Consider the following 26,045-nt stretch of genomic DNA (forward strand, 5'->3'; position numbering starts at 1 on the left):
ACGCTTGCGAATCTCGAGATGTCAGCGAGAACGAGCAAGGCCTAAGAGGGGAAGAGATCGTGGACGCCAGCGTGTGGATCGTGAACATAGCGGTTCTGGCCTCGGTGCTCGGCACCGACCTGGGACGGCGCAAGGTCGGCACCATGCGCCTGCTGCGGCCGGCGATCGTCGCCGCGGTGATCGTGCCGCTGTACCTGAAGCACCCGGCCACCTCGGGGAGCGGGCTGGTGCTGGAACTGGCCCTGGCGGCCCTCGGGCTGCTGCTGGGGCTCGGCGCCGCGGCGCTGCTGAAGGTGCGGCGGGACCCGGCCGGCGGCGTGATCTACACCCACGCCGGGGCGGCCTACGCGGCACTGTGGACCGCCGTCATCGGCGCGCGGCTGCTGTTCGTGTACGGCAGCAACCACTGGTTCACCGCGCAGCTCGGGCGGTGGATGTACCAGCACCAGATCAGCGTGGACGCGCTGACCGACGCCCTGGTCGTGATGGCCATCGCGATGCTGCTGGGACGGACCGGGACGCTGGCCGCCAAGCGGCGGACCGCGGCGGCCGGGCACGTCGCGACCGGCACCCCGGCCCGTGGCACGCAGTCGGTGCGCTAATCCCGCGGTGGGCACCCGACCCGCGACCAGAACAGCGCCTGACAACAGAACAGCACCTCAGCCGAGGCCGCCGGGCATCTCCGCCCGGCGGCCTCGGCGTGCACGGCCGGGAGCTCAGTCCATCTCGGGCTCCCGCCGGACCCGCCAGGCATAGACGCCGAGGGCGCCGACGACCAGCGGCACCCCGAGGATCAGGACGATCGCCTCGATGCCCCGGCGGGTGTCGTCGTCCGTCTTCAGCAGCAGCTGGCGGGACAGGCCGCAGACCGGGACGCCGCCCGGGCCGCTCTGCGCGCAGGCCGACAGCGAGTACCAGGCCATGCTGTCGGGGCCGGAGCCCGAGCCGGCGCCGTCGATCACGTCGCTCGGCCCGGTCAGCGGCTCCGCCGCCTCGGCCAGGTCCTGGACCGTCCCGGCGACGACCTCGGCCTGGATGTCGACCGGCCGGCCGGGGACCAGGTCCGCCGTCCAGGTGGGCATCGAGGCCGATCCGGCGGCGGGGTCGGCGGCCGGGCTGGCCCGCAGGACGTGGAAGCCGGGCGGGAGCATCGCCGTGACGGAGACGTGCCGGTAGGGGACGTCCGCGGCGTCGCGCAGCTCGATCGTGTAGTCGATCGCCGCGTGCTCGTCGGCGGGGGTGCTGCCGCCCAGGACGTCGACGGTCACGCCGGCCGGCGGGGCGGCGGCGGGCGGCGCGGGGGTGGTGTCCGCCGCGGCCGTGGCGGCCGCGGGGCCCAGGAGCGTCATCGCCGCGGCCGCACCCACCCGGAGCAGCCTCGGCCCGCGTATGCCGCTCACCGGAGCGGCACGGCCTGTCGGAACCGGCGTTCGAGCACGTGGGCGCGTGGATCGCGGGGCAGGACCGGGGAAGACAGCACACGCATGTGCGATACCGTCCTTTCGTTTCGCTCTGGCGTGCGGACCGCCGGGCGACGGCCACCCGTCCGAGCCTGCAAGCCCCGGGGCCGTCCCGCATCCGCTGCGAGGCCGCGCGAGGGAACGGGATACCGCTGACGTGTTCGCCTTTGTAGACTCGAAAGCTGTCATAACACTTCAGAGCGCGGGGGAACTGCACCATGTCGACGGCCGCCGAGACCGCGAACAGCAAGCCCATCAACTACCGCCTGAACCTGGGCGAGGGATGGACCAGGATCCGCCTGGACGAGCACGCCGAAGCGGACGTCAACGCCTTCCTGGACACGGTCTTCGCCGCGGTGCCGGCCGACGCCGCCGAGGCCGGCCGCGGCCTGATCGCCGGCCGGCTGGGCTCGCAGATCATCGCCGGCCGCGCCAAGGGCGGGATCGACTTCTACATCCCGACGCCCGGCGGCGGACCGGCCCCGGCGCTGACCGTGATGGCCTCCGAGGTGAAGATCCCGAGCGCGGCGGTGCCCGAGCCGGCCGACGTGGTGGCCCGCGTCGCCGCCTCGAACCCGACCGCGCGCACCGGCGTGATCGCCGGGATGCCGGCGGTGCGCATCGACCGCAGCGCCGGAGCCGGCCCGGACGCCGGGTCCGCCGACGAGGACGAGGACGAGGGCGACGGCCCGCAGCCGCCGCGGCCGCGCCACATCGAGTACGTGGTGCCGGTGGCCGGGGACCCCGATCACCGCTGGCTGTCGATCGCGCTGACCGGGCAGGCCGGGCCCGGGGCGGACGAGGCGAAGGTGGACGCCGCGATCTCGCGGTTCGACCAGGCGGTGGCCGAGCTGGCCTGGACCGACGGCGAGAGCAAGGATGAGAGCGGGGGTTCGGGGCCGACTGCCTGAGGGCCGTTGAGCTGGCCGCCTCACCGCCTCAGTACACGGCCTCCGGCGGATCGTAGAGCCGCACGCCGTCCGTGAGCAGCCCCGCGCGCTTCACCGTGCGCAGCACCTGCACCACCTCCAGCTGCCCGATCCCCTTGATCGCCCCGACCCGGCCGGTCAGATATTCGTACAGATCCTCGATCTCCCGGCAGACCACCACCGCCGCCAGGTTCGTGGGCCCGGTGGTCGCCGCGGCGAAGGGGACCTCGGGGTGGGAGCCGACCGCGCGGCCGGCCGCGTCCAGGTCGGCGGGGGCGACGGCGGCCGTGAGCATGGCCTCGACGTGGAAGCCCAGGTGGATCGGCAGGACCTCGACGTCGAAGTAGAGCACGCCGCTGTCGGTCAGGTGCTCGACGCGGCGGCGGACCGTCGACTCGGACTTGCCGACCGCGGCGGCCAGTTCCGGGTACGGGGCACGGCCGTCGCGGGCCAAGACGGCGAGCAGGGCGTGGTCGGCGTCGTCGAGCTCGAACTCGCCGGTCGCCGCGGGGAAGTCGCGGTGCAGCGCCGCCGCCTGGTCCGCACCGAGGCCCGCGGCCAGGCCCGGCCAGCCGCCCGGGCCGCCGACGAAGACGTGCATGATCGTCTTCACCGACACCCCGGTGACCTGCCGGGTGCGGGGCAGCTTGTCGAGCAGCAGCAGGTCGCGCTCACGCCGGGACCGGGAGCGGGTCATGCAGGACACCTCGGTGCCGCTGGCGTTGATCGTCACCCAGCCGATGTCGCGGCGGCGGGCCAGGGCGTCGGCGATCGCGCCGGCCGCTCCGGGCACGCACTGGACCCGCACGTTCGACTGGTACAGGCCGACCCGGCTGCCCAGCGGCAGGCCGATCACCCGCAGCAGACCCTCGCCGCGCAGCCGGCGGTAGCGGCGGGTCACGGTCTGGTCGGAGACGCCGAGCACCTCGGCCAGCCGGCTGAACGAGGCCCGGCCGTCGATCATCAGGGCCTGCGCCAGCTGGCGGTCGAGCAGGTCGAACTCGGCGACCGGCCGGTCGGGGGAGTCGGCCGCCGCACCGCGCTGGGTCGTCATGGGAATCCATCATGACAGCCGGATCAGTCATGGAATACCGCCGGGATCCGACCGCTGACACCTTTGATACCGCCACCTGCTGGGACCGTCGAGGCGACCAACCGACCCCTTCGCGTCCTCGAGGAGGACCCCATGCGCAAGTGGCTGCCGCTCGTCGCGGTCTGCCTGGGGACGTTCATGCTCTTGGTGGACGTCACCATCGTCACCGTCGCCCTGCCCGACATGGCCCGGAGCCTGGACACCACGTTCGCCGACCTGCAGTGGGTCATGGACGTCTACGCCCTGGTCCTGGCCGCGCTCCTGCTGGCCGCCGGCTCACTCGGCGACCGCGCCGGACACCGCCGGCTCTACGTCGCCGGCCTCGTGGTCTTCGCCGGCGCCTCGCTGGCCTGCGGCCTGGCCGCCAGCCCCGGCGTGCTCATCGCCTTCCGCGCCGTGCAGGGCGTCGGCGGCGCGGCGATGCTGGCCACCACCGTGGCGCTGATCAGCCATCTGTACTCCGGGCGCGACCTGGGCACGGCCTTCGGCGTCTGGGGCGCGGTCAGCGGCGCCGCGGCCGCGACCGGGCCGATCCTGGGCGGGCTGCTCACCCAGCACCTGGACTGGCGCTGGATCTTCTTCGTCAACCTGCCGATCAGCGTGGCGGCGGTCGCGATGACCCTGCGCTACGTGGGCGAGTCCCGTGCCAAGCACCGGCCGGGCCTGGACCTGCCGGGCCTGCTGACCTTCACCGCCGCGGCCGGACTGGCGACGTACGCGCTGATCAAGGGCAACGACTACGGCTGGGGCTCGACGCGCACGGTCGGAGTGTTCGCCGGGGCGGCGGTGGCGCTGGCCGCCTTCGTCGTCGCCGAGCTCCGGCAGGTCGCCGATGCTGGACCTGGGCCTGTTCCGGCGCGGGACGTTCACCGGCGTGATGATCGGCGCGCTGCTGCTGTCGGGCGCGGCCTTCTCCTACTTCGCCTACGAGTCCCTGTGGCTGCAGTCGGCGCTGGGCATGGGCCCGGTGACGGCCGGGCTGTGCTTCGTGCCGATGAGCGGCGCCGCGTTCGTCACCGCGGGACTGGGCGGGCGGCTGCTGGAGGACCGGGTCCCGCCGGGGGCGATGATCGGCGGCGGGCTGCTGCTGATCGCCGCCGGCTCGGCGCTGCAGATGCTGGTCGGCGCCGGCTCCAGCTGGACGGTGCTGGTCCCCGGGCTCCTGGTCAGCGGGGTCGGCGTCGGGCTGGCCACGCCGACGCTGGTGTCGACGGCGGTCGCCGCGGTCGGGTATCAGCGTGCGGGGATGGCCAGCGGCGCGGTGAACACGGCCCGGCAGCTGGGGAACGCGCTGGGCATCGCCGTGCTCGGGGTGGTCTTCCACGCCGGGCTGTCCTCCTCGGTGCACGGCGCGGGCGTCCCGCGGCCGGCGGCGGTGACCGACGCGCTGGCGGCCGGGCAGGCCCAGGGCGTGTTGGCGGCGGGAACGCCGGCTCAGCGGCCCGTGCTGGTGCACGTGGTGCACGCGGCGTTCGCCTCCGGGCTGCGGTCGGCGTTCCTGGCCGCCGCCGTGATGGGAGCGGTCGGCGGGCTGGCGGTGCTGGCGCTGGTGCGGCGGCCGGGCGGCGGTCACGGACCGGCGGAGCAGCCGAGGGCCGAGCAGGCGGCGGTTCCCGTCGAGGCGTGAGAACGACCGACACGCACGGTATCAAAATCCGCGGATTCGCCCTCTGCCATGGCTAATGTCCTACCCGGTCTTCCGGGTAGGACGAGCAGAGGGCGAGTCTCCATGGTTGGGCGGTTCAGGCACGTCACGGCCACGTTGGCGGCCGCGGCGCTGATGGCGGCGCCGAACGCGGTGTCGGCGGCGACCACGGCCGCGACGTCCGTGGATGGTCCTACTACTGCGCGGATCGGGTTGGCCGGCGCTGACCCGGACGGGTTGCGGCAGTTCGCGGAAGCCGTGGCGGACCCGCACAGCGCGCGGTACCGGCGCTTCCTGACGCCGGCGCAGGCAGCGGAACAGTTCGGGCCGACAGCGGCGCAGCTGAAGCGGGTGCACCAGTGGCTCACCGCGGGCGGGCTCACGGTCACCGGTGAGAACAGCCACTGGATCGACGTGGCCGGGACCTCGGAGAAGATCCGGAAAGCCTTCGCACCCCTGCCGCAGCCGCGGATGCGCCAGGGCGGTGGCTACGCGGCCCAGGCCGCCGCGGCGGTGCCGGCCGCGCTGGCCGGGGCGGTGTCGAGTGTCGCGGGGCTGGTGCCCGAGCGGCACGGGATGCGGCAGTTCTCGTATCGGGTCACCGCGGGTCCGCGCGGCAGGACGCTGACAGGCCAAGGGGTCAATCCCGGCGGGCCGATGCAGCCGGCTGGCCCCGGGACGCCCGCCGCAAACAGTCCTGTGGCACCAAGCAGTCCGGTGGCACCGTCGGGCCCCGCGGCAGGCGTGAACCCCGGCGGGCCCATGCAGCCGGCCGGACCCGGAATGCCCGCAGCCAACGGTCCGGTCGCGCCATCGGGTCCCCCGACCGGCGTGAACACCGGCGGGCCCATGCAGCCGGCCGGACCCGGGACGCCCGCCGTCAACGGCCCCGTGGCACCAGGCGGCCCCACCGGCGTGAATCCCGGCGGCCCCATGCAGCCGAGCGGCCCGAGCGGCTCCAGCGGCCCGCGCGGACCGGTCATCGTCGGCGGCCCGATCCAGCGCAGCCTGCCGACCGAGCAGCGCGATCCGACCCCGCCGGCCACCACGTCCACCGCCTGCTCCACCGGCTGGGGCGGCTCCCCCGCCACCGGCATGCCGCCCGGCTACAACAAGCCCGATCCCCTCGTCGCCTGCGGGTACAGCCCGAAGCGGTTGCGGGCCGCGTACGGGGTCACCGCCTCCGGCTTCACCGGCAAGGGCGCGATCATCGGGATCGTCGACGCGTACGGCTCGCCGACCATGCGCGCCGACGCCGACAAGTTCGCGGAGTCGGTCGGGGACAGGGCGTTCGGGGCCGGTCAGTACATGGAGTCCGTGGACCGCGGGGCGTGGAAGCACCTCGGGGACGGCGTGTGTGAGACCCCGGCGGCGTGGGCCGGGGAGGAGGCGCTGGACGTCGAGATGGCGCACGGGCTGGCGCCGAGCGCGGTCGTGCACTACTTCGGCGCCGCCTCGTGTCAGGACCCGGACATCGCCGCGACGCTGGCGGCGATCGTCGACAAGCATTCGGCGGACCTGGTCACCGGGTCGTTCGGGGAGATCATGCACTCCGCCGACGGGGACGTCGATCCGGCGCTGGTCACCCAGGAGAACCAGATCTTCACCACCGGGGCGGCCGAGGGCATCGGGTTCGTGTTCGCCACCGGCGACTGCGGGGACCAGGCCGCGCGGCTGGACGGGCCGGGATGCGACCGGGGGTCGGCGCGGCCGCAGGTGGAGTGGCCGGCGGCCTCGCCGTGGGTGACGGCGGTCGGCGGCACCGCGCTGGCCCTGGCGGCGGACGGGACCCGGCGCTGGGAGGCGCCGATGGGCGACCTGCGCTCGGACCTGTCCGGCGACGGTGCCAAGTGGGCCCCGTTCCCCGGGCGGTTCTTCTTCGGCGGGGGCGGCGGCACCAGCGGCGACTTCGACCAGCCGGCGTACCAGAAGGGCGTGGTGCCGGCGGATCTGGCGCACTCCGTGGCCGGCGGCAAGGCGAGCACCACCGCGAAGCGCACGGTGCCCGACGTCGCGATGGACGGCGACCTGCTGACCGCCGTGCTCACCGGCCACACCGACCCGACGCTCGGCGGCTACGGCCGGGACGTGGTCGCCGGCACCTCGGCCGCCGCCCCGATGTTCGCCGCGGTCCAGGCCGACGCCATGCAGGCCTCCGGCGGCGCGCTGGGCTTCGCCAACCCGGCGCTGTACAAGCGGGCCGGCACCAGGCAGTTCACCGACATCGTCGCGAACCCGAAGGGCGCGCCGAACCCGATCTCGGCCGTCGTGGACCACGGGATGTTCGGCGACGCGCACGAGGCGCGCCTGTTCCGGCTCGGAGCGGACCACGGCCTGAGCGCCCGCAAGGGATACGACACCGCGACCGGGCTCGGCTCGCCGACGGCGGCGTACATCGACTCGTTCAAGCCGAAGCGGGGCAAGGGCGGCGGGAAGAAGAAGGCATGAGGGCCGCCGTTCGCCCGATGGGGTCAAGGGCCGTGACCGGGCGGCGGCGAGGGCGGTTGGGCGCCTTGAGCTGATCGGAAGGAACCCTCATGCGCAAGATCGCAAGCTTGGCCGCGCTGACCCTGTGCGTCGTCGCCGGCGGAGCCTCGGCCGCGAGTGCCGACGTCAGCATCGGCCCCCTCCCCCTCGGCCCGGACGCCACCACCGCGCCGCCGGCCCCCGGGACGCTGACCTTCGCGAAGACCTGGTGCGGCGCGCCGTGGCTGTGGTCGCAGCAGCAGCCCGGGGCGGACTGCACCGCGCAGCACGACGGCGGCGCGCCGGCGCAGTAGGCAGGGCAGTGAGCAGGAGCTGAGCCAGCACTGAGCACCAAGGACCGAGGATGAGGTCGCCGACGCCGAAACGCGTCGGCGGCCCGTGTTCCGGGGCGCCGCCCTCACCGCGGCAGCCAGGCCTCCGGCGACTCCGCCATCCGGCGCACATGCGCCGGCAGCTTCCCGCTGAGCACGTGCGCGAGGCTGGTCTCGTCGAGCACCTTGCGCAGCGCCGCACGCGCCGCGACCCACACGTCCGACAGGTGCTCGGCGGCGTTGCTGTATTCGGTCTCGTGCGGGCGCAGCCCCCGGACCTCGGCCAGCGGCCCGTCGACGGCGCGGATCACCTGGCCGATGGAGATGGCCGAGGCCGGGCGGGCCAGGCTGTAGCCGCCCTCGGCGCCGCGGTGGCTGCGGATCAGGTCGGCGCGGCGCAGCTCGACCAGGATGGATTCGACGAACTTGCGCGGCAGGCCCTGGTGGTCGATCAGGACCGTGGACTTCACCAGGTCCGGACCGTGGGCCGCGAGCTCGAGCATCACCCGGACCGCGTAGTCGGCTTTTGCTGAGATCTGCACGCTGCCGATGCTAACAGCCGATAAACCCATCGGTTCCATGGGAATTGACGGACCGGGGCCGCTCGCGGCCGGGCACCGCGGTCCGGTCAGGAGCGGGCCTCGCGCCGCTTCTCGCCGGCGGCCACGGCCAGCTCCAGCCGGTTGCCGACCGGCGGCACCGGGCAGATGAAGTGGTCGCTGAAGGCGCACGGCGGCAGCTGCGCGCGGTTGAAATCCAGGACCGTGGTGCTGGTTCCCGGCTGCGGGGCCGGGACCGCGAGCTGGCGGAAGCCGAAGGTGTCGGGCCCGTTGGTGGCGTCGCCGAACGTCACGTCGAAGCCCCCGTCGGCGGTCGCCGTCGCGGCGAGTCGGTACTGGTTGTCCTCGTGCTCGAAGACGAGGTCGCCGTCCAGGGCCAGCCCGCGCTGCCTGCCGTCGGCGTTCAGCACCCGCTCGATATGGCCGTGGACGTAGGGCTCATACCGCGCCGCGAAGATCAGCGCGGGATCGAAGGAGAAACGCTCGATCCGCGCGAAGCCGGTGCGGTTCTCGGACTCGGGGTCGTAGACCCGCACCGCGAGTACGCCCTCGCGGATGATCGGCACCAGCTTGCGGCCATGGTGGAACAGCACCGTCGGATCCGGAGCGAGGTCGGGGTTCAGCAGCCGGACGCCGTCGACCGGGACGCCCTCGACGAGCAGCTCCTCGGCGGGCTCGGCGGTGAGCCGCACCCGGTCGCCGTCGGCGGCCCACAGGCCCGGCAGCCCCTCGATCGGGGCCGCCGGGCCCTCGTCCAGCCAGTGCGTCGCGACCAGGGCCAGCACGCCGTGTTCGGCGGAGACGGACGCGTCGCGTTTGTCGGCCCACTGAATCCATTCCGCCGCTGCGGCGGCGAACGTCGTGGTCGGCTCCGTCTCGGTCATGCTGGACTCCCTAGCTTCCCTATGGGCATTGCCTTGGTGAGGCAACATCCGGGAAAGCTACAGGTATTCCGTCGGCGGACCACTGCCTGCCCACCGTCCGGCCGCGGCGCGTCTCATCAGCCGTGCGTCACGCAGGCGTTCGCCTTGTTGGACCACAGGCCCTGCACGTCGAACTTGCCCGTCGTCAGCGTCTCGTAGGCGTCCAGGTTCACACACTCGTCGCCGATCTCGCCGTTGGCGGTGTTGTTCCAGCCGTCGGTCGGCCAGAAGTCGGTGACGGTCTCGGCGTACTCGTGGGTCTCGGTGGACTCGATGCCGGAGAGCAGGCGGCCGTCGGTGAGCGTGGTGCACGCGCCCGCGCCCATGTCCGGCACGTAAGGCATGTTCGTGTACGCGAGCTTGCCGTAGCTGGTGCTGGTGAAGTCGTGCCAGGCGCAGAAGCCGCTGTTCGGGAAGCCGTCGGGGTGGGTGCCGGTGGCGGACAGGACGACGTACTGCGCGTTGAGGTTCGGCGTCTGGGTCTTGTTGCCGAAGTGCCCGGCGGCCTTGCTGGCCTCGGAGGCGATCTGGGCCTGCGTGGCGTTCGCCGGGGCGGCCGCGGCGTTGTCGAACCAGACCCCGCCGAGGATCGAGGAACCGGGGTGCTTGACGAACGTCGCCGTGGACGGGCACGTCGTGGTGCCGACCTTGGCGTTCTCGCAGTACTGCGTGAGGATCGTGCCCCACGTGTCGTCGGCGCCGTACAGGCCCTTGAACATGTTCTGCATGTCAGGGGCGACGCCCGCCGGGTCCTTGGACCACTGGGACCCCCAGAAAACGAGGTACACCTTGGGGGTCGGCGACACGACGCCGGACTTGCCGTTGGTCTGCAACGAGAGCGTCTCGCCGCTGGCGGCCGGGACGGCGGCCCGGGTCGCGCCCTTGGCGATGGGCTTGGCGCCGAAGTGGCTCGCACCGGCCGCCGAGGACGTCGATATCGACATCATCGACATCGTGAAGGCGGTGGCGGCGGCAGCGGTGAGCGCGGCCATACGGATCGTGCGCATGGGTCTCCTTCGTGGGGTGGCAGCGGGCCGATCGGGCCCCACGAAGGAATGTGCTGGAATATCAGAGTTCTGTAAATATTCGCTTGAGTAAAGCTCAAGTCAACGGAAAAAGCCCGCCGTCCAAGGGGATTCCTCGGACGCCGGGCTCCGTGTCGCTACAGGGAGAAGAGCGTCAGCGCTTCTCGACACCGCCGACCGCATGCGCGATCTGGTCCATGACCACCTGCTTGATGGCCACCGGACCGCCGAACAGCGCGACCGCGGACAGCTGGCTGCGCATCCCGCTCAGCAGGCCGGTGTCCGCCGGGGCCAGGACCGTCGGCGCCGTCAGCAGCAGCGGCTCGTTGGCGTTGGCCATGTACGCGCCGCCGGTGAGGGCGTCCGCGAAGGACATGCCGGTCGCGATGCCGAACTGGGTCACCGGCATGTCGGCGGCGAACCGCGCGGCCACCGCCGCGGCGGTCCCGTACCGGTCCTGGCCCATCAGCGCGTGCGACTGGCCGCCCAGGTACTTGGTCGCCGTGACCGCCGCACCGCCCACCGCGTTGAGGTGGAAGGCCGGGTCCGGGGCCCCGTTCTTGCGCTGGGCGCCGGCGATGTAGGCCTTGGTGCCCGGGTCCAGCGTGTTGCCGTTGGACAGCAGAATCGCGTTGCCCTCGTCGGCGGCCAGCGGGCCGGCGGCCAGGGCGTCGGCGAAGTCCAGGCCGGTGGCGACCACGACCTGGTGCGGGGAGCCCATGCCCTGCTGCGCGATCTGCAGCGAGGTCTGGAAGCGGTCCGAGCCGCCGAAGCGCACGACGTTGTAGCCCATGCCCTGCAGCTGCTGCTGCACCTTCGGCGAGACCGCCTGGTTGCCGCCGAGGATGTAGACCGTCTTGCCCCTGGGCAGGACCCGCCGGATCTCGTTGGCGGTCAACGGGTTCAGCGACGTCGGCTCGGTCAGCAGCAGCGGACCGCGGTCCCGCTTGGCCAGCGGCGTGCCGGCCAGCGCGTCCGGGAAGTTGTCGCCGCGCGCCAGCACCACGGAGTCGGCGATCGCCCGGGGCGTGTTGTCGCCGCCGGCGTTGGACCACTGGGCCTGCGACACCGCGACGCCGGTCCCGTAGCGGTCGCTGCCGGCCAGCCGCGAGACGGCGGTCGGCTGCGGCGCCGGGACGTTCGGCGGGGTCGGGGTGCCGGAGTTGTCGAAGCAGGCCTGGCTGCGGTGGTTCAGGAACTCCGCCATGTAGGCCTGCGCGGAGATCTGGCCGATCCGCTGCTCGGCCCCCACGTAGGAGTTCTCGGCCTGGCTGGCCGGCGTGGTGACCGGGTTCCACGGAACGTAGGTCTGGCCGGTGTTGAACCGGTTCTGCAGACCGATCTCGGCCTGCAGGTGGGTGGCCGCGTTCGTGTTCGCGGTCGGCGCCAGGCCGTAGGTGCCGACCAGGGCGTCGAAGGACCCGTAGTAGTCCGGGAACTGCAGGCCCCAGTCGTTGCCCTGCGGGTAGTTGATCTGCGGGTTCGTCTCCGACTCGTAGATCGGGTGGCCGTCCTTGTTGGAGAAGGCCGGGGTCACGTACTGGCTGAGGTTGTTCGGGTCCGGGGCGTACTTGTACGTCGTCACACTCGTCAGCGCGTTGTAGACCAGGCCGACGTTGTCCTTCACGGCCTGCGGCGCGCACCGGCCGGCCAGCTGGAAGGTGGCGACCTGCTGCAGCGACTGGTCCAGCGCCGTCATGTACACCGGGTGCAGGATGTTGTGGTTCTGCACGGTTCCGTCGGGCTGCACGTTCCAGCCCTGCAGCCACTGGTTCAGCTGACGGCCGTTGACCACGTCCGAGCTGGACAGGTCGGCCTGCGTGGCGGTGTCCGCGATCAGCAGGTCCTCGTTGCGGCGCTGCCACTTCGCGGCGTTCGGGTGGTTCGGCATCATCGCCACGGCCAGCCCGAGCAGCTGCGCGGCGTAGTTGTCCTCCTCGGCCTTGGTGTCGCCGGGGGTGACGTCGGTGCCGCCCTTGTTGTACTGGTACAGCTGCTGACTGCCGTTGTCCGAGGTCAGGAAGACGTCGTTGCCGCTGGTCAGGTGGTTCGCCTCGTCGGCCAGCATGCGCGCCACGTCGTCGCGCTCGGAGGGCGAGAGCTTGTCCCAGACCAGCCAGGCCGCCTGGCCGGTGTAGAACGCCCACAGCGGCGACTGCCAGCTGTTGCCCCACGTCGACACCCCGGCCAGGGAGTTGTTCGCGTAGTAGCGGTGGGCCAGCGAGCGCACCATGGTGGCCGCGCGGTTCTCGGCCTCGTCCGCGCTGATCCCGGAGGCGCCGGCGTCCCAGTCGCCCAGCTTGACGGACGTCGCGATGGACAGCGCCGCCATGCCCGGAAGGCGGAAGGTCTGCTCGGGGACGGCCCCGGGGATGTCCAGGTTCAGATAGCCGTCGGAAGCAAGGCTGTTGTTGTACGTGCTCGTGTACCAGCTGGTCGCCAGATACCGCGAGGAGTTGCGCAGGACCTGCGCGAGCTGAGCGCTCACCTGGTCCGTCGGCGCGCTTCCGGAGAACTGCCCGGGGTTGATCGCCACCACGTCCGACCCGGAGGCGGAGACCGTGATGCTCGCGGCTGAGGCGCCGGGTGCCGAGACGACGCTACCGCCGAAGGCCGCCCCCGCCACCACGAGACTCGATATGACCGATATTTCGCGCTTGCGGCCCATGTAAGACTCCTTGCGTATTCAATGCCTCCGGGAGCCTACGCGAACTGCCCCGGGCCTGAGCAGGCCCGGGGCAGTATTTTGAGGCGTAAATCTTCTACGGCCTATGGTCTAGACGACTAGACAAACCGAGGTCCGGCATGCTGCGGGACCTCGGGTTGTCAGGCCTTGGACCAGAGGTGGATCAGCGCTCGACTTCGCCCTTGATGAACTTCTCGACCGCGTCGCGCGCCTCGTCGTCGAAGTACTGCACCGGCGGGGACTTCATGAAGTAGGACGAGGCCGACAGGATCGGGCCGCCGATGCCGCGGTCCATGGCGATCTTCGCGCAGCGCACCGCGTCGATGATGACGCCGGCGGAGTTCGGGGAGTCCCAGACCTCGAGCTTGTACTCCAGGTTCAGCGGGACGTCGCCGAACGCGCGGCCCTCGAGGCGCACGTACGCCCACTTGCGGTCGTCCAGCCAGGCCACGTAGTCCGACGGGCCGATGTGCACGTTGCCGGCGCCGAGGTCGTGGGACAGCTGCGAGGTCACGGCCTGGGTCTTGGAGATCTTCTTGGACTCCAGGCGCTCGCGCTCGAGCATGTTCATGAAGTCCATGTTGCCGCCGACGTTCAGCTGCATGGTGCGGTCCAGCACGACGCCGCGGTCCTCGAACAGCTTGGCCAGCACGCGGTGCGTGATGGTCGCGCCGACCTGGGACTTGATGTCGTCGCCGACGATCGGCACGCCGGCGGCCTCGAACTTGTCCGCCCACTCCTTGGTGCCGGCGATGAAGACCGGCAGCGCGTTCACGAACGCCACCTTGGCGTCGATCGCGACCTGCGCGTAGTACTCCACGGCGCTCTGCGAGCCGACCGGCAGGTAGCAGACCAGGACGTCGGCCTTGGCGGCCTTCAACGCGGCGACCATGTCCACCGGCTCGGCGTCGGACTCCACGATGGTCTGGCGGTAGTACTTGCCCAGGCCGTCGTTGGTGTGGCCGCGCTGCACGGTCACGCCGGTCGGCGGGACGTCGGCGATCTTGATGGTGTTGTTCTCGCTGGCGCCGATGGCGTCGGCCAGGTCCAGGCCCACCTTCTTGGCGTCGACGTCGAACGCGGCCACGAACTCCAGGTCGCTGACGTGGTAGGGGCCGAACTGGACGTGCATCAGGCCGGGGACCTTGGCGTTGGGGTCGGCGTCCTTGTAGTACTCGACGCCCTGCACCAGCGAGGCGGCGCAGTTACCGACGCCGATGATCGCTACTCGAACCGAACCCATGAACGGTTTCTCCTTCATCTGCCGCGCCCGGGGGAAACGGGCACGTTGTTTCCTGCTTTATGGAAATGGGGACAGTGGCCGGCCGGCTTCGACCGGGCCTCGGGTATGACCTCCCTGCGCCGGGGCGCTAGGAGGGCCGGGGCTCCGGGGAGCCTTGCTGGGGTTGCTGTTGCGGTGGCGCCGGAAACGCCTGCTCGTGCTCGGTCCTGATGAGCTCGTTGAGCCATCTGACCTCGCGCTCGGTGCTCTCCAGGCCGTGCCGCTGGAGCTCCAGGGTGTAGGAGTCCAGCCGGTCGCGGCTGCGGGCGAGCGAGCCCCGCACCGCTTCCATCCGCTCCTCCAGACGGCTGCGCCGCCCCTCGAGGATGCGGATCCGGACGCCGGCGTTGGTCCGCCCGAAGAACGCGAAGTGGACGCCGAAGTTGTCGTCCTCCCACGCCGCCGATCCGGAGGTCGTCATGAGCTCCTGGAACCGCTCCTTGCCCTCCGCGGTCAGCTTGTAGCTGATCTTGGCCCGGCGCGAGGCGGCGACGTTGGCGGTCGCGGTGTCGTCCTCGGCGATCCAGCCGCGGGCGACCAGGTCCTTCAGGCAGGGGTACAGCGTCCCGTAGGACAGCGCGCGGAAGGCGCCGAGCTGCACGTTGAGCTGACGGCGCAGCTCGTAGCCATGCATCGGGTGCTCGTGGAGCAGCCCGAGGACGGCCAGTTCCAGGATCTGGGACCGCTTCGCCATCGCTGCTCCTTCCTTCACCGACCGTGCGCGCCGTACGGTTCGTACGCCGCCGCCTGCTTTATCCATCGACATCGCCGATACATCGGGGGGATACACCAACTCGATACAGCCGCTCGATGTATCGCTCCGATACATCGAGACGTTAGCGGGTGCCTGCCGCCCCGCACAAGTCCCCAGGTTGCCGGGGCGAATCGGACACATCCCCGCCAGTCGCACTGTCCGCATGGGTCCGTGGCGTACCCTGTGCCTCTAGCGCGTCCGGGGCGGGGCGGGATCGCAACCGGCTGACCGGTTTCGGGCGTCTCCGCGAGCAAGCCGGTGCATGGCGGTTTCCCACCCGCCGTTCGCCGGCGGGCAATGGGGCGCGCGGCAGACGTGGCTCCACAGAGGACTCAGGTGAGGCGGACCGAGGTATGAGCGAGCACGGCAGTCGGCGCGCCGGAGGTGGCGGCGGGTCACGGGGGCGCCGGTCGGCCAACGGCGGCGGCTTCTCGGACAAGCTCGACGGGCTCGCCAACCAACTGTCCGGCATGTTCGGCAAGCGCGGCGGCGGCCGGCGCGGCGGCGACGGATACGACGACCAGTACGACGAGTACGGGTCCTACGACACCCGCGGCGGCTACGACGACGGCTACGGCGAGCAGCCGGCCGACGTCGCCTCCGGAGGCGGCCGGCGGGGCTCCGGACGCCGCACCTCGACCCGGTCCGGCGGCGGCCGCGGGGACGAGCTGCCGCCCAAAGACTGGTGGATGAAGTTCATCAACTACCCGCGTTACGGCAAGCGCGGGTGGCGGCACTGGATGCCCTCCATCAAGCAGGTGCTGTCGATCTTCCTGGGCTTCCTGTTCACGATCATAGGCGTGGTGGCCTACGCGTACGCCAACACGCAGATCCCGCAGGCCAAGAACAGCATCGCGGCCGGCAACCCGACGATCTACACCTACGACGACGGCAAAGAGCAGTTCGCCAACATCGGGGTGAACTACTACCAGGTCAACGACATAAACCAGATCCCGAAGGTGTTCCAGAACGCGTTCGTCGCGGCGGAGAACTACTCCTTCTGGACCGACCCCGGCGTGTCGTTCACCGGTGTGGCCCGCTCGGCGCTGAACGACCTGTTCGGCAGCGGCCAGACCCAGGGCGGATCGACCATCACGCAGCAGTACGTGAAGAACGCGTACCTGTCGCAGGACCAGACCCTGGGCCGCAAGATCAATGAAGTCATGATCTCCATAAAGCTCAACCACTCGGAGAGCAAGCAGCAGATCCTGCTCGGGTACCTGAACCAGATCTCCTTCGGGCGCGGCGCCTACGGCATCGACGCGGCCTCGCGCGCCTACTTCGGCCACCCGATAAGCCAGATGACCGAGAACAACGTCGGCGAGGCTGCGTTCCTGGCCGCGCTGGTCAACGACCCCTCCAACTTCTCCACCACGCTGGCCAACGCGCAGGCCCGCAAGGACAACCCCAAGACCTTCGACCGGTTCGAGAAGCGGTACAACGCGATCCTGGCGAACATGTCGCAGTACGGCTTCGTGCCGAAGACGGTCACCAGTCCGCTGGAGAACAACCTGCCGACTGTCAAGGACTTCAAGCCCCCGAACCTCACCGGATACGTCGGGTACATGAAGGACGCCGCGACGGCATACCTGGCCGCGCAGATGGCCGAGTACCCGAACGACCCGGCGACGCAGAAGTTCGCGAACATCGACAACCTGTCCAAGGGCGGGTACAAGATCGTCACCACGTACAACCACGTGATGATGAACGACGCGCACGACGCGGCGGACGCGTTGTGGACCGGGACCAGTTACAACGGCGACGGGAAGTTCAACTCCAAAGCCCACGCGTCCGACAACGACGTGCACCTGGCGTTCGCGGCGGTGGACCCGCACAGCGGCGAGCTGAAGTCCTTCTACACCGGCACCGACGGCGTGGAGGACTACGCCAAGAACGCGTTCAACTACGCGCTCCAGGGTGGTGTGCAGGTCGGTTCGACGTTCAAGCCGATCACGCTGGCGACCGCGCTGCAGACCGGAAAGTTCTCGCTGGACAGCGAGGAGCCGGGCACCAACAACAAGCCGCTGTACTGGCCGGCCAACGCCAAGCAGCCGATGACCTTCTACGACACCACCCTGCACAAGGACGTGTTCTGGCCGCCCAACGAGGACGAGGAAGCCCCTCCCGGCAGCGGTAGCACGACCCTGCGCACGGGCCTGGCGATGTCGCTGAACACGGTGTTCGCGAACCTCGAACTGGACCCGGCGATCGGCCCGCAGGCCGTGCTGAACATGGCCCAGGCCCTGGGCATCAACCCCAGCACCCCCGACCTCAAGCCGGTGCCCGCGCTGACCCTCGGCGTCGCCGAGATCACCCCGATGCGCATGGCCAACGTCTACGCCGCCTTCGCCAACGGCGGTGTCTCGCACGAGCCGGTCCAGGTCACCGCGATCGTCGACCAGCGCACCGGCCAGACCGTCTGGACGCCGCCGGCGATGCGCGCCAACAGCGGGGTCAACAAGCAGGTGATGAGCGCCAACACCGCCGCCGGCGTCACCAGCGCGCTGCAGGGCGTGTTCCAGAAGCCCGACGGCACCGCCGCGGCGAACCACTACGCCGAGTCCCTGGCCCAGGAAGCGAACTTCAACCTGGCCGGCAAGACCGGTACCACCGACAACAACCACTCGGCCTGGTTCACCGGGTTCTCCTCGTCGCTGGCGACCTCGGTGGCGATCTTCAGATCGACGGCGGACGGATCGCTGGAATCGATCAAGGGTCTGGGCTACGACGACCAGTCGACCCGCATCAACGGTATGGACTGGCCCACGACGGTCTGGTCGGCGTTCATGAAGAAGGAACTGGAGAAGGACAAGAACTCCTTCGCCAAGCCCTTCCCCGCGTACGCACCGACCTGTTCCGGTGTGAGCAGCCTGGTGAGCCCCGGCCAGTCGGTCGAGCCCGGCACCCTGGCCTCCGGCTCGAACCTGCCCGGCACCCCGACCGGTTCGGAGGCGAACTGCCAGTCGGTGTTCGTCCCGACGCCCAGCCCGACGCCGACCCCGACGCCGACGAAGGCCACGTCGACGACGTCGACGCCGCCGCTGTGCCAGGCGCCGCTGCAGTACGACCCGTCCTCGGGTCAGTGCGTGAATCTGCCCCCGACCTCGACGGACACCACCTCGCAGCAGCAGCCGACCGGGACCGGCCCCTCGAACACCACCTCGACGGGCCCGACCAGCAGCTCGCCGACCACGCCGTCGAGCAAGTGCAGCAAGAACCCGCAGGCACCTGGCTGTGACACGTCGACCACGTCCACTTCCTCGTCCAACCCCTTCGGTCTCCCGACGGGCTGACGTCGGAATCTTTCCAGGGACATGCAGACGGGGAACGGCACGGTAGGGCACGATGTGCAAGTGAGTTCGGACGTGAGCGACCAGGCGACCGGCCCGTCGGGGGACCCGACGGGCCGGGGCGCGGCGGCGGCACCGACCCTCGTCGCCCCCTCCCTCGACGACCCGGTGGTGAACGCAGCCTCGGACGCCGTGGGCGGCCCGCTGGGCGTGCGCGCCTGGCGGCCGAGGCTGGGGTCCGCCACCGCGATCCGGACGGTCGCGCGGGTGCTGGTGCTGCTCACGCTGCTCACGCTCGGCATCGGCGTGGCGCAGCGCTCCCCGTGCTACGCCACGGCGTGGAACGGCACGGGCAAGCAGCAGTACAACCACCTGTGCTACACCGACGTGCCGTACATGTACTACGGCCGCGGGTTCGACAAGAACCTCACGCCCTACCGGCAGACCGACCCGGCCGCGGGCAACTACGGCCTGGAGTACCCGGTGGTGGCCGGCGCGACGATGGAGACCGCGGCGCTGCTGGCGCAGAAGATCGGCGCCGACACCCCGGACCAGGTCCGGTGGTTCTACAACGTCACGACGTGGTTCCTGATCGTGTTCGCGCTGGTCTGCGTCCTGGCGGTGATCGGCCTGGCCGGACGAAGGCCCTGGGACGCGGCGATGTTCGCGCTGGCCCCGGGGCTGCTGCTGACCGGGACCATAAACTGGGACCTCATCGCGGTCGCCCTGGCCTCGGTCGGCATGCTGGCCTGGGCCCGGAACAAACCGGTGGTGGCCGGCATCGCCCTGGGACTGGGCTCGGCGACGAAGCTGTACCCGGTGTTCCTGCTGATCCCGCTGCTGGTGCTGTGCTGGCGGGCCGGGCGGATGCGGCAGTGGACGCAGGCGACCGGCACCGCGGCGGTGACCTGGCTGGCGGTGAACGCCCCGGTGATGATCTTCGCCTTCAAGGGCTGGAAGTACTTCTTCACGTTCAACGACAACCGCCCGATCGACCTGGGCTCGCCGTGGTTCGCGATCCGCCACTGGTGGGGCTGGGAGCCGCCGAACAAGAACGTGGTGATCATCGCCCTGGTGCTGGCCGGCTGGCTCGGCGTGGCGCTGCTGGGCCTGATGGCCCGCCGCCGGCCGCGCTTCGCGCAGCTGGCGTTCCTCACGGTCGCGGTGTTCGTTCTGCTGAACAAGGTGTACTCGCCGCAGTACGTGCTCTGGCTGATCCCGCTGGCGGCCCTGGCCCGGCCGCGCTGGCGCGACTTCCTGATCTGGCAGTGCTGCGAGGTCGCCTACTACGTGGCGGTCTGGTACTACCTGGTCTGGCAGGCCGGCCCCAGCAACGGCAACACCCGGGGCCTGCCGGACAACTTCTACGTCTGGGCCATCATGATCCACCTCGCGGGCATCGTGTACATGATGGTGCAGATCATCCGCGACATCCTCGACCCGCGCCGCGACCCGGTACGCGCCGACGGCGTCGACGACGACCCGGCCGGCGGCGCGCTGGCGGACAGCCCGGACGTGTGGGCGTGGTCGCAGCCGCGCTCGCACCGCGCCGGGCACGGGGCCGGCGGCGGCGCCGAACCCGAACTCGCCGCGGTCTGAGTCCGAGCTTGGTGCATACGGGGGATCGGACAGAGTCGGCGCAGGAGGACGCACAAACCGCGCAGCGCCCCCGGCGCGGGCTCGGCGAACGAGACCACGCGGCATTGGCGGTGTGGGGCGCCACGCGGCTCGGGATGGCCGTGCTGACGTGGATGAGCGCGTGGCTGTTCGCGACGGGGCCGACGACGCAGGGCTCGCTGCTCGCGCGCTGGGACCGCTGGGACGAGGGGATCTTCACCAGCATCGCCCGGCACTGGTATTTCACGCCGGGCACAGACCCCCGGCATGTGGCGTTCTTCCCCGGGTTCCCGATCGCGATGTGGCTGGCGCACCTGGTGCTGTGGAACTGGGTCGCGGCGGGGCTGGCGGTGTCGGCGGCGGCCGGGGCGGTCGCGACGGCGGCGTTGGGGCGGTTGGCGGCGGCGGAGGTCGAGGGGGCTCGGGCGCGCGGGGGTCTCAACGACGCTGAGGCTGCCGGAGCCGAGGAGAGTTCGGTTTCCGCTGCCGCCCACCAAGCCACCACCAACGCCGCACTCTTCTTCGCCCTGGCACCGGCGGCGGTGTTCCTCGCGGCGGGCTACAGCGAGAGCCTGTTCGCGGCGTTCGCCTTCTGCGCGTGGGCGGCGGCGCGGCGGGATCGGTGGGGACTCTCCGTGCTCTTGGCGGCGGGGGCCAGCGCGGTGCGGGTGAACGGTCTGTTCCTCGCGGCGGCCATCGCCTTGGAATTCCTGCTCGCCGGGCGCGGGCGGCGGCGGTGGGGGCAGGCGCCGTTGCTCGTCGTGCCGGTGCTGCCGGTGGCCGCCTACGTCGTGTACCTGTGGCGCGACACCGGGGACTGGTTCGCGTGGCAGCACGCGCAGGCCGCCGGGTGGTTCCGGACGTTCCAGAGCCCGAAGGCGGCGTGGGACCAGACCTGGCGCGCGGCCTTCGGGGCCACCCAGGCGGGCCACACGGCGTGGGTGTTCCAGCTGGAGCTGGTCGCGGTCGTCGTGGGGCTCGGGCTGACCGCGCTCCTGCTGCTGAAGCGCCGCTGGCCCGAGGCCCTCTACGTCAGCCTCTCGCTGCTCGCCCTGGGCACCACCACATGGTTCATGTCCGTGCCGCGCGCCATGCTCCTGTGGTGGCCGCTGTGGACGATGCTCGGCGCGTGGGCGGCCCGGCGTCCGAGGGTGCGGACGCTTTACGTGTGCTGCGTCGCCCCGATCATGGCGGGTGTGGCCCTGCTGTTCCTGTCGGGTCAGTGGGCGGGCTGAATCCATAAAGGGCCCGGCTACGATCGACCCATGTCGAGCACGTCGAGGTTCCTGCGCGATCTGGCCAAGAAGACCAACACGGCCTCGGCCGCGCGCGCCGTCCTGAAGGCCACGCACCTGAAGTCGGGCCCGGGGCAGCTCGGCGATCCGCGCGCGGGGCTTCCGGCGTCTGTTCTTCCCGCCGGGGGGAACCGCATTACTGCGGAGAACGCTAAAGCGGGTTCCGCGGACTGGCGCATGGGTGCCGGCAAGTCGCGGCCCGGCACGGACCACGAGCGACAGATCAAGGGCTACGCCTCGACCGACTCGGTCGCCGTCGGGGAGACCGTCGACTTCCACGTAGCCGCGGAGCCCGCGGGGTCCTTCACCGTCTCCGTCTACCGCCTCGGCTACTACGCCGGCGCCTCAGCCCGTCGGGTCCTGGTGTCGCCGACGCTGACCGCCGGGCCGCAGCCGGTGCCCACCCCGGACCCGGAGACCGGGCGCATCGCGGTGGAATGGCCGGTGGCGTGGACGCTGGACATCCCGAAGGACTGGACGTCGGGGACCTACGTGGCCGTGCTGGACAAGGCCGACGGCTTCCGGAACTACGTACCGTTCGTGGTGCGCGACGACGAGGCGTCCGCCGACTTCCTCGTGGTGCTGCCCTCGACGAGTTGGCAGGCCTACAACTGGTGGCCGCGCGACGGCATCACCGGTCGGAACGTCTACTACGGATACGTGACCAAGGAAGCCGCCGAAAGCGACTCCGCTCTCAAGGCGAAGTTCTCCGCGGACGCACGCGGTTGGATCTCGAACCCCGCGCGCGCGACCCAGGTCTCGTTCGCCCGGCCCTACTTCGCCGACGGCCTGCCCGACGGATTCGTCCGGGAGCAGTCCTTCATCCAGTGGGCGGAGGGGATGGGCTACGACCTCGCCTACGCGACCGGACTGGACCTGCACGCCGGACGCATCGACCCGGCCAAGTACCGCGGCCTGATCTTCGCCGGCCACGACGAGTACTGGTCGACCGACATGTACCGGCACGCCGAGGAGGCTGTCGCTGCGGGGACCTCTCTAGCGTTCCTCACTGCGAACAACGCTTACTGGCACGTCCGCTACGACGATTCCACGCGCACCATGTCCTGCTACAAGGGCTTCGAGGACCCGCACGTCGAGGACTTCCCGACAGGCATGTGGCGTGCCGGCGAAGGCCACCCGCGGGCCGAACAGCAACTCATGGGCGTCCAATACAGCGGCATCCTCAAGGGACGCCACCCCTTGGTCGTCAGCGAAGCCGGGCACTGGTTCTGGGAAGGCACCGGCCTCAAGGACGGCGACGAACTGCCCGGCCTGCTCGGCGGCGAGGCCGACTCGTTCTTCGAAGCGATGCCGAAGGCCAAGGCGGAGGAACAGGCACTCCTGACCGCCTCGCCCTACACGATCTCCAACGGCACGAAGTTCGTGCAGAACACGAGCGTCTACCGGGCGCCGAGCGGAGCCTGGGTGTTCACCGCGGGGACGTTCCTGTGGCCGCTGGGCCTCGGTCACCTCGGCTACCAGGACAAGCGGGTGACCCGGGCCATGGCCAACTTCCTGAGCCGGGTGAAGGGCTAGCCCGGGTCAGTCGAAGACCACCCGGTCGACGTGGGTCATCACCGGACTCACCTCGACCGGCAGCTCCTCCCCCACCTTCGGCGGCGTCACGCCGGCGGGCAGGAAGAGTACCGACACCTGCATGTGCGGCGGCTCCGCGAACCACAGCGTCTTGCCCTGCCAGGAGAACGGCGACATCGTCCGGTTCGCCAAAGCCAGCCCCGCGCGCGCCACGAACTTCGCGCGCGGCGCCAGGCCCGCCAGTCCGCGCCCGAAGTTCTTCGGGTTCTCCAGGCCGACGCCGTGCGCGGTGCCGCCGGAGACGACGATCAGGTGGCCGTCGCCGCGCACCTTGTGCTGCCGGTAGCCGAAGCGGTCGCCCTTGCCGACCTTCTGCACGCTGTGCACGGTGCCGCGCGTCTGCAGCACCTTGCGGTTGCCGAGCCACAGTTCCGTCCCGATGCGCGGCCGCACCGTCGTCCCCTGGTGCCGCTTGGCCAGGGTGCTGATCTCGTCGGGGGACAGGTGGCTGACGAACAGCGTCCGCACCGGGATGCCGGCGGCGACCAGCGCGTCCACCCAGTCGCTGACTTCGCGGAGGTAGTCGCCGGCGACCCGGTCCAGGGGCATGTGGACCGAGAAGCCCTCGACCCGCGCCTGGTCGGATTCCAGGACGGTGCGGAGCCGGGGGATGTCCTGCTTCTGCAAGCCGAACCGGCGCATCGAGGTCATCAGGTCGACCACCACCCGCCGGCCGAGGAGGGCTTCCACCGCCTCCACCGACGCCACCGTGCGGATGACGCGGTCCGGGAGGTCGCGGACGTCCTCACCCATCAGGTAGGGCGTCAGGACCAGGAGCCGTCCGGAGTAGTGGTCCTTGGCCTGTTCGGCCTCGGCCGCCGTGCCCACTGCCGTTGTCTCCACGCCTCCGGCGGCCAGCTTGGAGGCCGCCTCCATGAGGTTGGGGATGCCGATGCCGTAGCCGTTGACACCCTTGGCCACCGGCACCAAGTCGGGGTGGCGGGCCAGGACCTCGTCCTGGTGGGCGCGCCAGCGCTCCGAGTCGACGTACAGCGTCAGCGACAAGGTTCCGACTCCTTAGTGGGGGTGGAGCAAGTGTGTATGGGCCCGGCCCTTTAGCGGCGGGCCATGTACATCTCGAAGGCACGGTGCAGCAAAGGGTTCAGGGCGTAGTCCCACTCCCCGAGGTACTCCACCGCCTGCCCGCCGGTCCCCAGCTTGAACTGGATGAGGCCGAACAGGTGGTCCTCCGGGTCCAGGGTGTCACTGATCCCGCGCAGGTCGTACACCTTGCAGCCGGCGGCCAGGGAGTCGCTGAGCATGCGCCACTGGATCGCGTTGGAGGGCCGCAGCTCACGCTTGTGGTTGTCGGAGGCGCCGTAGGAGTACCAGGCGTGGTCCCCGACGGTGACCAGCGTTGTGGCGGCCAGCAGCTCGCCCTCGTGGCGGGCCAGGTACAGCCGCAGGCGGTCGGGGCTCTCCGCCTCCATCGCCTTCCACATCCGCTGGAAGTAGGCCAGGGGGCGCGGGGTGAAGTGGTCGCGGACGGCGGTGACCGCGTAGATCTTGTGGAACTCCGCGAGGTCCTCGTAGCCGCCGAGGGTGACCTCGACGCCGTTCTTCTCCGCCTTCTTGATGTTGCGGCGCCACAGCTGGTTGAAGCCCTTCTGGATGTCCTCCAGGGTGCGGGGCTTGCCGGAGTCGTCGACCAGGGGCAGCTGGAAGACGTAGCGGGGCTGGAAGTCGCCGAAGCCGGCGCCCTCGGACTCCTTGCGGGACCAGCCGGTGGCGCGCAGCTTCTCGATGATGCCCAGCGCCGTGGGGTCCTCGAAGTCCGGCTTGATGTCCTTCAGGCGGACGCCGCCGTCGGCGTCGGCGATCGCCTTCTTCAGCGTCTCGGAGCTCCAGCGGCGGGACACCATCTGCGGGCCCATCTTGACCGTGAAGGCGCGGCGCTTGCGCAGGTGCGCCAGCAGCAGCTTCAGCGCCTGGCCGGCGTCGGCGGAGGTGAGGTCCAGGATCGGGCCCTCGGGCAGATAGGCCAGGGAGCGCCGCAGGAACGGGAGCTTGTCGCGCTTGGGGATCGGCACGTCCCGGTACAGGACCAGGGCCGCGCCGACGACCTTTCCGGTGGCGTCGTCGACCCAGCCGACGGACTCGGCCCGCCAGTCGGTCTTCAGATCGCCCCAGGAGGGACACTGCAGGAAGCTGACAGAGGTCGCGGCGTTCCTCTCGGCCGTGCGCTCCTCGATGAACGCCACATGTTCCTCGCGGCTCAGCGTCCGCACCCTCAAGACCATGCGCCAACCTTATGCGACGCGCTCCCGGAGCCACTTGATGTCCGCCGCCTGTGCCTCGGCACCGCCCGGGGTCTCGCAGATCGCCGGACAGCCGGCCTCGGCGATTACCTGCGCGATCAGGTCCGGCGGGGTGATCTCGCCGGTGCCGAAGTTGGCATGGCGGTCGATGCCGGAGTCGAAGGCGCCCTGGGAGTCGTTGGCGTGCACCAGGTCCACGCGGCCGGTGACGGCCTTGATGTCGGCGACCGCGGTCTCCAGCGGGATGCCGCCGGCGAAGGCGTGGCAGGTGTCCAGACACAGGCCGACGCCGCTGTGCCCGACGGCGTCCCACAGCTTGGCGATCGACTCCAGGCGGCGGGCCATGGCGTGCTCGCCGCCGGCGGTGTTCTCGATGAACACCGGGCAGTGCTGCTCCAGCTGGTCCACGGCCTTGCGCCAGTTGTCGAAACCGGCCTCGGGCGCGTCGGCGGCGGTGAGGTGCCCGCCGTGCACCACCACGCCGCGGGCGCCGGCCTGGGCGGCCAGCGCGACGGTCTGCTGGAGCAGTTTGCGACTGGGGATGCGGATGCGGTTGTTGGTGTGCGCGACGTTGATGATGTAGGCGGCGTGCACATAGATGGCCAGATCGGCCTCTTCCGCGGCGGCCCGCAGCGCGGTGGCGCCGCCGGGATAGGCCACGGTCGGTGCCTTCCAGCTCTGCGGATCGCCCAGGAAGATCTGGACGGGGGCGGGCCCCCCGGCCCCCCCCCCCCCCCCCGGGTCTTGGGTTGGGACGGGGGGGCCCCTAAGCCTAGCCCTGGGCGCCACCCGTACCCCACGCGCCCACACCTCCGCGCCGGGCGGTGGGGCCGG

Annotated in this window: 20 protein-coding genes and 1 pseudogene; 10 read left to right on the plus strand and 11 right to left on the minus strand. The window is 70.9% G+C overall.

The genetic code is table 11. The features are described from left to right. The first annotated feature begins 59 nt into the window (after positions 1-59). The gene (locus ABH926_RS36870; protein ID WP_370370589.1) at positions 60-602 is read left to right on the plus strand and encodes a hypothetical protein; all 543 of its coding nucleotides are present in this window, start codon (positions 60-62) and stop codon (positions 600-602) included. 114 nt (positions 603-716) lie between these two features. Here the strand turns inward: ABH926_RS36870 and ABH926_RS36875 are convergent, their stop codons facing one another. After that, entirely contained in the window at positions 717-1,367 is a 651-nt protein-coding gene (locus ABH926_RS36875) for a hypothetical protein (RefSeq protein WP_370370590.1), read from the minus strand. Between the two features lie 311 nt (positions 1,368-1,678). Here ABH926_RS36875 and ABH926_RS36880 point away from each other — a divergent pair, with 311 nt between their 5' ends. Beyond that, complete coding sequence (locus ABH926_RS36880) at positions 1,679-2,371, plus strand: hypothetical protein (RefSeq protein WP_370370591.1); 693 nt, start codon at positions 1,679-1,681, stop codon at positions 2,369-2,371. Between the two features lie 28 nt (positions 2,372-2,399). Here ABH926_RS36880 and ABH926_RS36885 read toward each other — a convergent pair whose 3' ends face one another. Beyond that, positions 2,400-3,443 carry an Lrp/AsnC family transcriptional regulator gene (locus ABH926_RS36885; protein WP_370370592.1) on the minus strand — a complete coding sequence of 348 codons (1,044 nt, stop codon included), beginning with the start codon at positions 3,441-3,443 and terminating at the stop codon, positions 2,400-2,402. A gap of 177 nt (positions 3,444-3,620) precedes the next feature. Between ABH926_RS36885 and ABH926_RS36890 the strand changes: the two are divergent. The 4 genes and pseudogenes from ABH926_RS36890 to ABH926_RS36905 all read left to right on the plus strand — a co-directional run. Beyond that, positions 3,621-4,133 (plus strand): annotated as a pseudogene (locus ABH926_RS36890) (MFS transporter); the annotation flags it as partial. Positions 4,134-4,314: 181 nt separating this feature from the next. Next, positions 4,315-5,109 carry an MFS transporter gene (locus ABH926_RS36895; RefSeq protein WP_370370593.1) on the plus strand — a complete coding sequence of 265 codons (795 nt, stop codon included), beginning with the start codon at positions 4,315-4,317 and terminating at the stop codon, positions 5,107-5,109. A 102-nt stretch (positions 5,110-5,211) separates the two neighbouring features. After that, entirely contained in the window at positions 5,212-7,575 is a 2,364-nt protein-coding gene (locus tag ABH926_RS36900; RefSeq protein ID WP_370370594.1) for a protease pro-enzyme activation domain-containing protein, read from the plus strand. A gap of 89 nt (positions 7,576-7,664) precedes the next feature. Beyond that, on the plus strand, positions 7,665-7,907 hold the full coding sequence (locus tag ABH926_RS36905) for a hypothetical protein (protein ID WP_370370595.1): 243 nt from the start codon (positions 7,665-7,667) through the stop codon (positions 7,905-7,907). Positions 7,908-8,011: 104 nt separating this feature from the next. On the opposite strand, the gene ABH926_RS36910 is transcribed toward ABH926_RS36905, so the two are convergent. The 6 genes from ABH926_RS36910 to ABH926_RS36935 form a co-directional block, all read right to left on the minus strand. Next, positions 8,012-8,467 carry an Rrf2 family transcriptional regulator gene (locus ABH926_RS36910; protein ID WP_194918909.1) on the minus strand — a complete coding sequence of 152 codons (456 nt, stop codon included), beginning with the start codon at positions 8,465-8,467 and terminating at the stop codon, positions 8,012-8,014. Positions 8,468-8,553: 86 nt separating this feature from the next. Next, on the minus strand, positions 8,554-9,369 hold the full coding sequence (locus ABH926_RS36915) for a DUF1684 domain-containing protein (protein WP_370370596.1): 816 nt from the start codon (positions 9,367-9,369) through the stop codon (positions 8,554-8,556). A 116-nt stretch (positions 9,370-9,485) separates the two neighbouring features. Continuing rightward, positions 9,486-10,415 carry a hypothetical protein gene (locus tag ABH926_RS36920; RefSeq protein ID WP_370370597.1) on the minus strand — a complete coding sequence of 310 codons (930 nt, stop codon included), beginning with the start codon at positions 10,413-10,415 and terminating at the stop codon, positions 9,486-9,488. A 172-nt stretch (positions 10,416-10,587) separates the two neighbouring features. Then, positions 10,588-13,101: a cell wall-binding repeat-containing protein gene (locus ABH926_RS36925; RefSeq protein ID WP_370370598.1), complete on the minus strand. Its 2,514-nt coding sequence runs from the start codon at positions 13,099-13,101 to the stop codon at positions 10,588-10,590. Between the two features lie 181 nt (positions 13,102-13,282). Further along, the gene (locus ABH926_RS36930) at positions 13,283-14,362 is read right to left on the minus strand and encodes an inositol-3-phosphate synthase (RefSeq protein WP_370370599.1); all 1,080 of its coding nucleotides are present in this window, start codon (positions 14,360-14,362) and stop codon (positions 13,283-13,285) included. A 127-nt stretch (positions 14,363-14,489) separates the two neighbouring features. Beyond that, a complete protein-coding gene (locus tag ABH926_RS36935) occupies positions 14,490-15,095 on the minus strand; it encodes a PadR family transcriptional regulator (RefSeq protein ID WP_370370600.1) in 606 nt (201 codons plus the stop codon). A gap of 413 nt (positions 15,096-15,508) precedes the next feature. Here ABH926_RS36935 and ABH926_RS36940 point away from each other — a divergent pair, with 413 nt between their 5' ends. From ABH926_RS36940 to ABH926_RS36955, 4 genes are all read left to right on the plus strand, one after another. After that, positions 15,509-18,448 (plus strand): transglycosylase domain-containing protein, encoded by a 2,940-nt coding sequence (locus tag ABH926_RS36940; protein ID WP_370370601.1) that lies wholly within the window; start codon positions 15,509-15,511, stop codon positions 18,446-18,448. A gap of 60 nt (positions 18,449-18,508) precedes the next feature. Beyond that, the gene (locus ABH926_RS36945) at positions 18,509-20,044 is read left to right on the plus strand and encodes a glycosyltransferase family 87 protein (RefSeq protein ID WP_370370602.1); all 1,536 of its coding nucleotides are present in this window, start codon (positions 18,509-18,511) and stop codon (positions 20,042-20,044) included. Between the two features lie 134 nt (positions 20,045-20,178). After that, complete coding sequence (locus tag ABH926_RS36950) at positions 20,179-21,297, plus strand: mannosyltransferase family protein (RefSeq protein ID WP_370370603.1); 1,119 nt, start codon at positions 20,179-20,181, stop codon at positions 21,295-21,297. A gap of 30 nt (positions 21,298-21,327) precedes the next feature. Further along, positions 21,328-22,893 carry a N,N-dimethylformamidase beta subunit family domain-containing protein gene (locus ABH926_RS36955; RefSeq protein ID WP_370370604.1) on the plus strand — a complete coding sequence of 522 codons (1,566 nt, stop codon included), beginning with the start codon at positions 21,328-21,330 and terminating at the stop codon, positions 22,891-22,893. 6 nt (positions 22,894-22,899) lie between these two features. On the opposite strand, the gene ABH926_RS36960 is transcribed toward ABH926_RS36955, so the two are convergent. Genes ABH926_RS36960 through ABH926_RS36970 form a run of 3 tightly spaced genes read right to left on the minus strand, consistent with a single transcriptional unit; the run spans position 22,900 to position 26,000 of the window. After that, entirely contained in the window at positions 22,900-23,958 is a 1,059-nt protein-coding gene (locus ABH926_RS36960) for an alanine racemase (protein ID WP_370370605.1), read from the minus strand. 50 nt (positions 23,959-24,008) lie between these two features. Continuing rightward, a complete protein-coding gene (locus ABH926_RS36965) occupies positions 24,009-25,193 on the minus strand; it encodes a lipid II:glycine glycyltransferase FemX (RefSeq protein WP_370370606.1) in 1,185 nt (394 codons plus the stop codon). Positions 25,194-25,202: 9 nt separating this feature from the next. Beyond that, positions 25,203-26,000 carry a deoxyribonuclease IV gene (locus ABH926_RS36970; protein WP_370370615.1) on the minus strand — a complete coding sequence of 266 codons (798 nt, stop codon included), beginning with the start codon at positions 25,998-26,000 and terminating at the stop codon, positions 25,203-25,205. Positions 26,001-26,045 lie beyond the last annotated feature (45 nt).

Source organism: Catenulispora sp. GP43, from assembly GCF_041260665.1.
Taxonomy (GTDB): domain Bacteria; phylum Actinomycetota; class Actinomycetes; order Streptomycetales; family Catenulisporaceae; genus Catenulispora.

Coding starts and splice junctions, on each gene's coding strand:
- ABH926_RS36880 (WP_370370591.1), top strand. CDS start 1,679: ATGTCGACGGCCGCCGAGACCGCGAACAGCAAGCCCATCAACTACCGC.
- ABH926_RS36885 (WP_370370592.1), bottom strand. CDS start 3,443: ATGACGACCCAGCGCGGTGCGGCGGCCGACTCCCCCGACCGGCCGGTC.
- ABH926_RS36895 (WP_370370593.1), top strand. CDS start 4,315: ATGCTGGACCTGGGCCTGTTCCGGCGCGGGACGTTCACCGGCGTGATG.
- ABH926_RS36900 (WP_370370594.1), top strand. CDS start 5,212: ATGGTTGGGCGGTTCAGGCACGTCACGGCCACGTTGGCGGCCGCGGCG.
- ABH926_RS36905 (WP_370370595.1), top strand. CDS start 7,665: ATGCGCAAGATCGCAAGCTTGGCCGCGCTGACCCTGTGCGTCGTCGCC.
- ABH926_RS36915 (WP_370370596.1), bottom strand. CDS start 9,369: ATGACCGAGACGGAGCCGACCACGACGTTCGCCGCCGCAGCGGCGGAA.
- ABH926_RS36920 (WP_370370597.1), bottom strand. CDS start 10,415: ATGCGCACGATCCGTATGGCCGCGCTCACCGCTGCCGCCGCCACCGCC.
- ABH926_RS36925 (WP_370370598.1), bottom strand. CDS start 13,101: ATGGGCCGCAAGCGCGAAATATCGGTCATATCGAGTCTCGTGGTGGCG.
- ABH926_RS36930 (WP_370370599.1), bottom strand. CDS start 14,362: ATGGGTTCGGTTCGAGTAGCGATCATCGGCGTCGGTAACTGCGCCGCC.
- ABH926_RS36935 (WP_370370600.1), bottom strand. CDS start 15,095: ATGGCGAAGCGGTCCCAGATCCTGGAACTGGCCGTCCTCGGGCTGCTC.
- ABH926_RS36940 (WP_370370601.1), top strand. CDS start 15,509: ATGAGCGAGCACGGCAGTCGGCGCGCCGGAGGTGGCGGCGGGTCACGG.
- ABH926_RS36950 (WP_370370603.1), top strand. CDS start 20,179: ATGGCCGTGCTGACGTGGATGAGCGCGTGGCTGTTCGCGACGGGGCCG.
- ABH926_RS36955 (WP_370370604.1), top strand. CDS start 21,328: ATGTCGAGCACGTCGAGGTTCCTGCGCGATCTGGCCAAGAAGACCAAC.
- ABH926_RS36965 (WP_370370606.1), bottom strand. CDS start 25,193: ATGGTCTTGAGGGTGCGGACGCTGAGCCGCGAGGAACATGTGGCGTTC.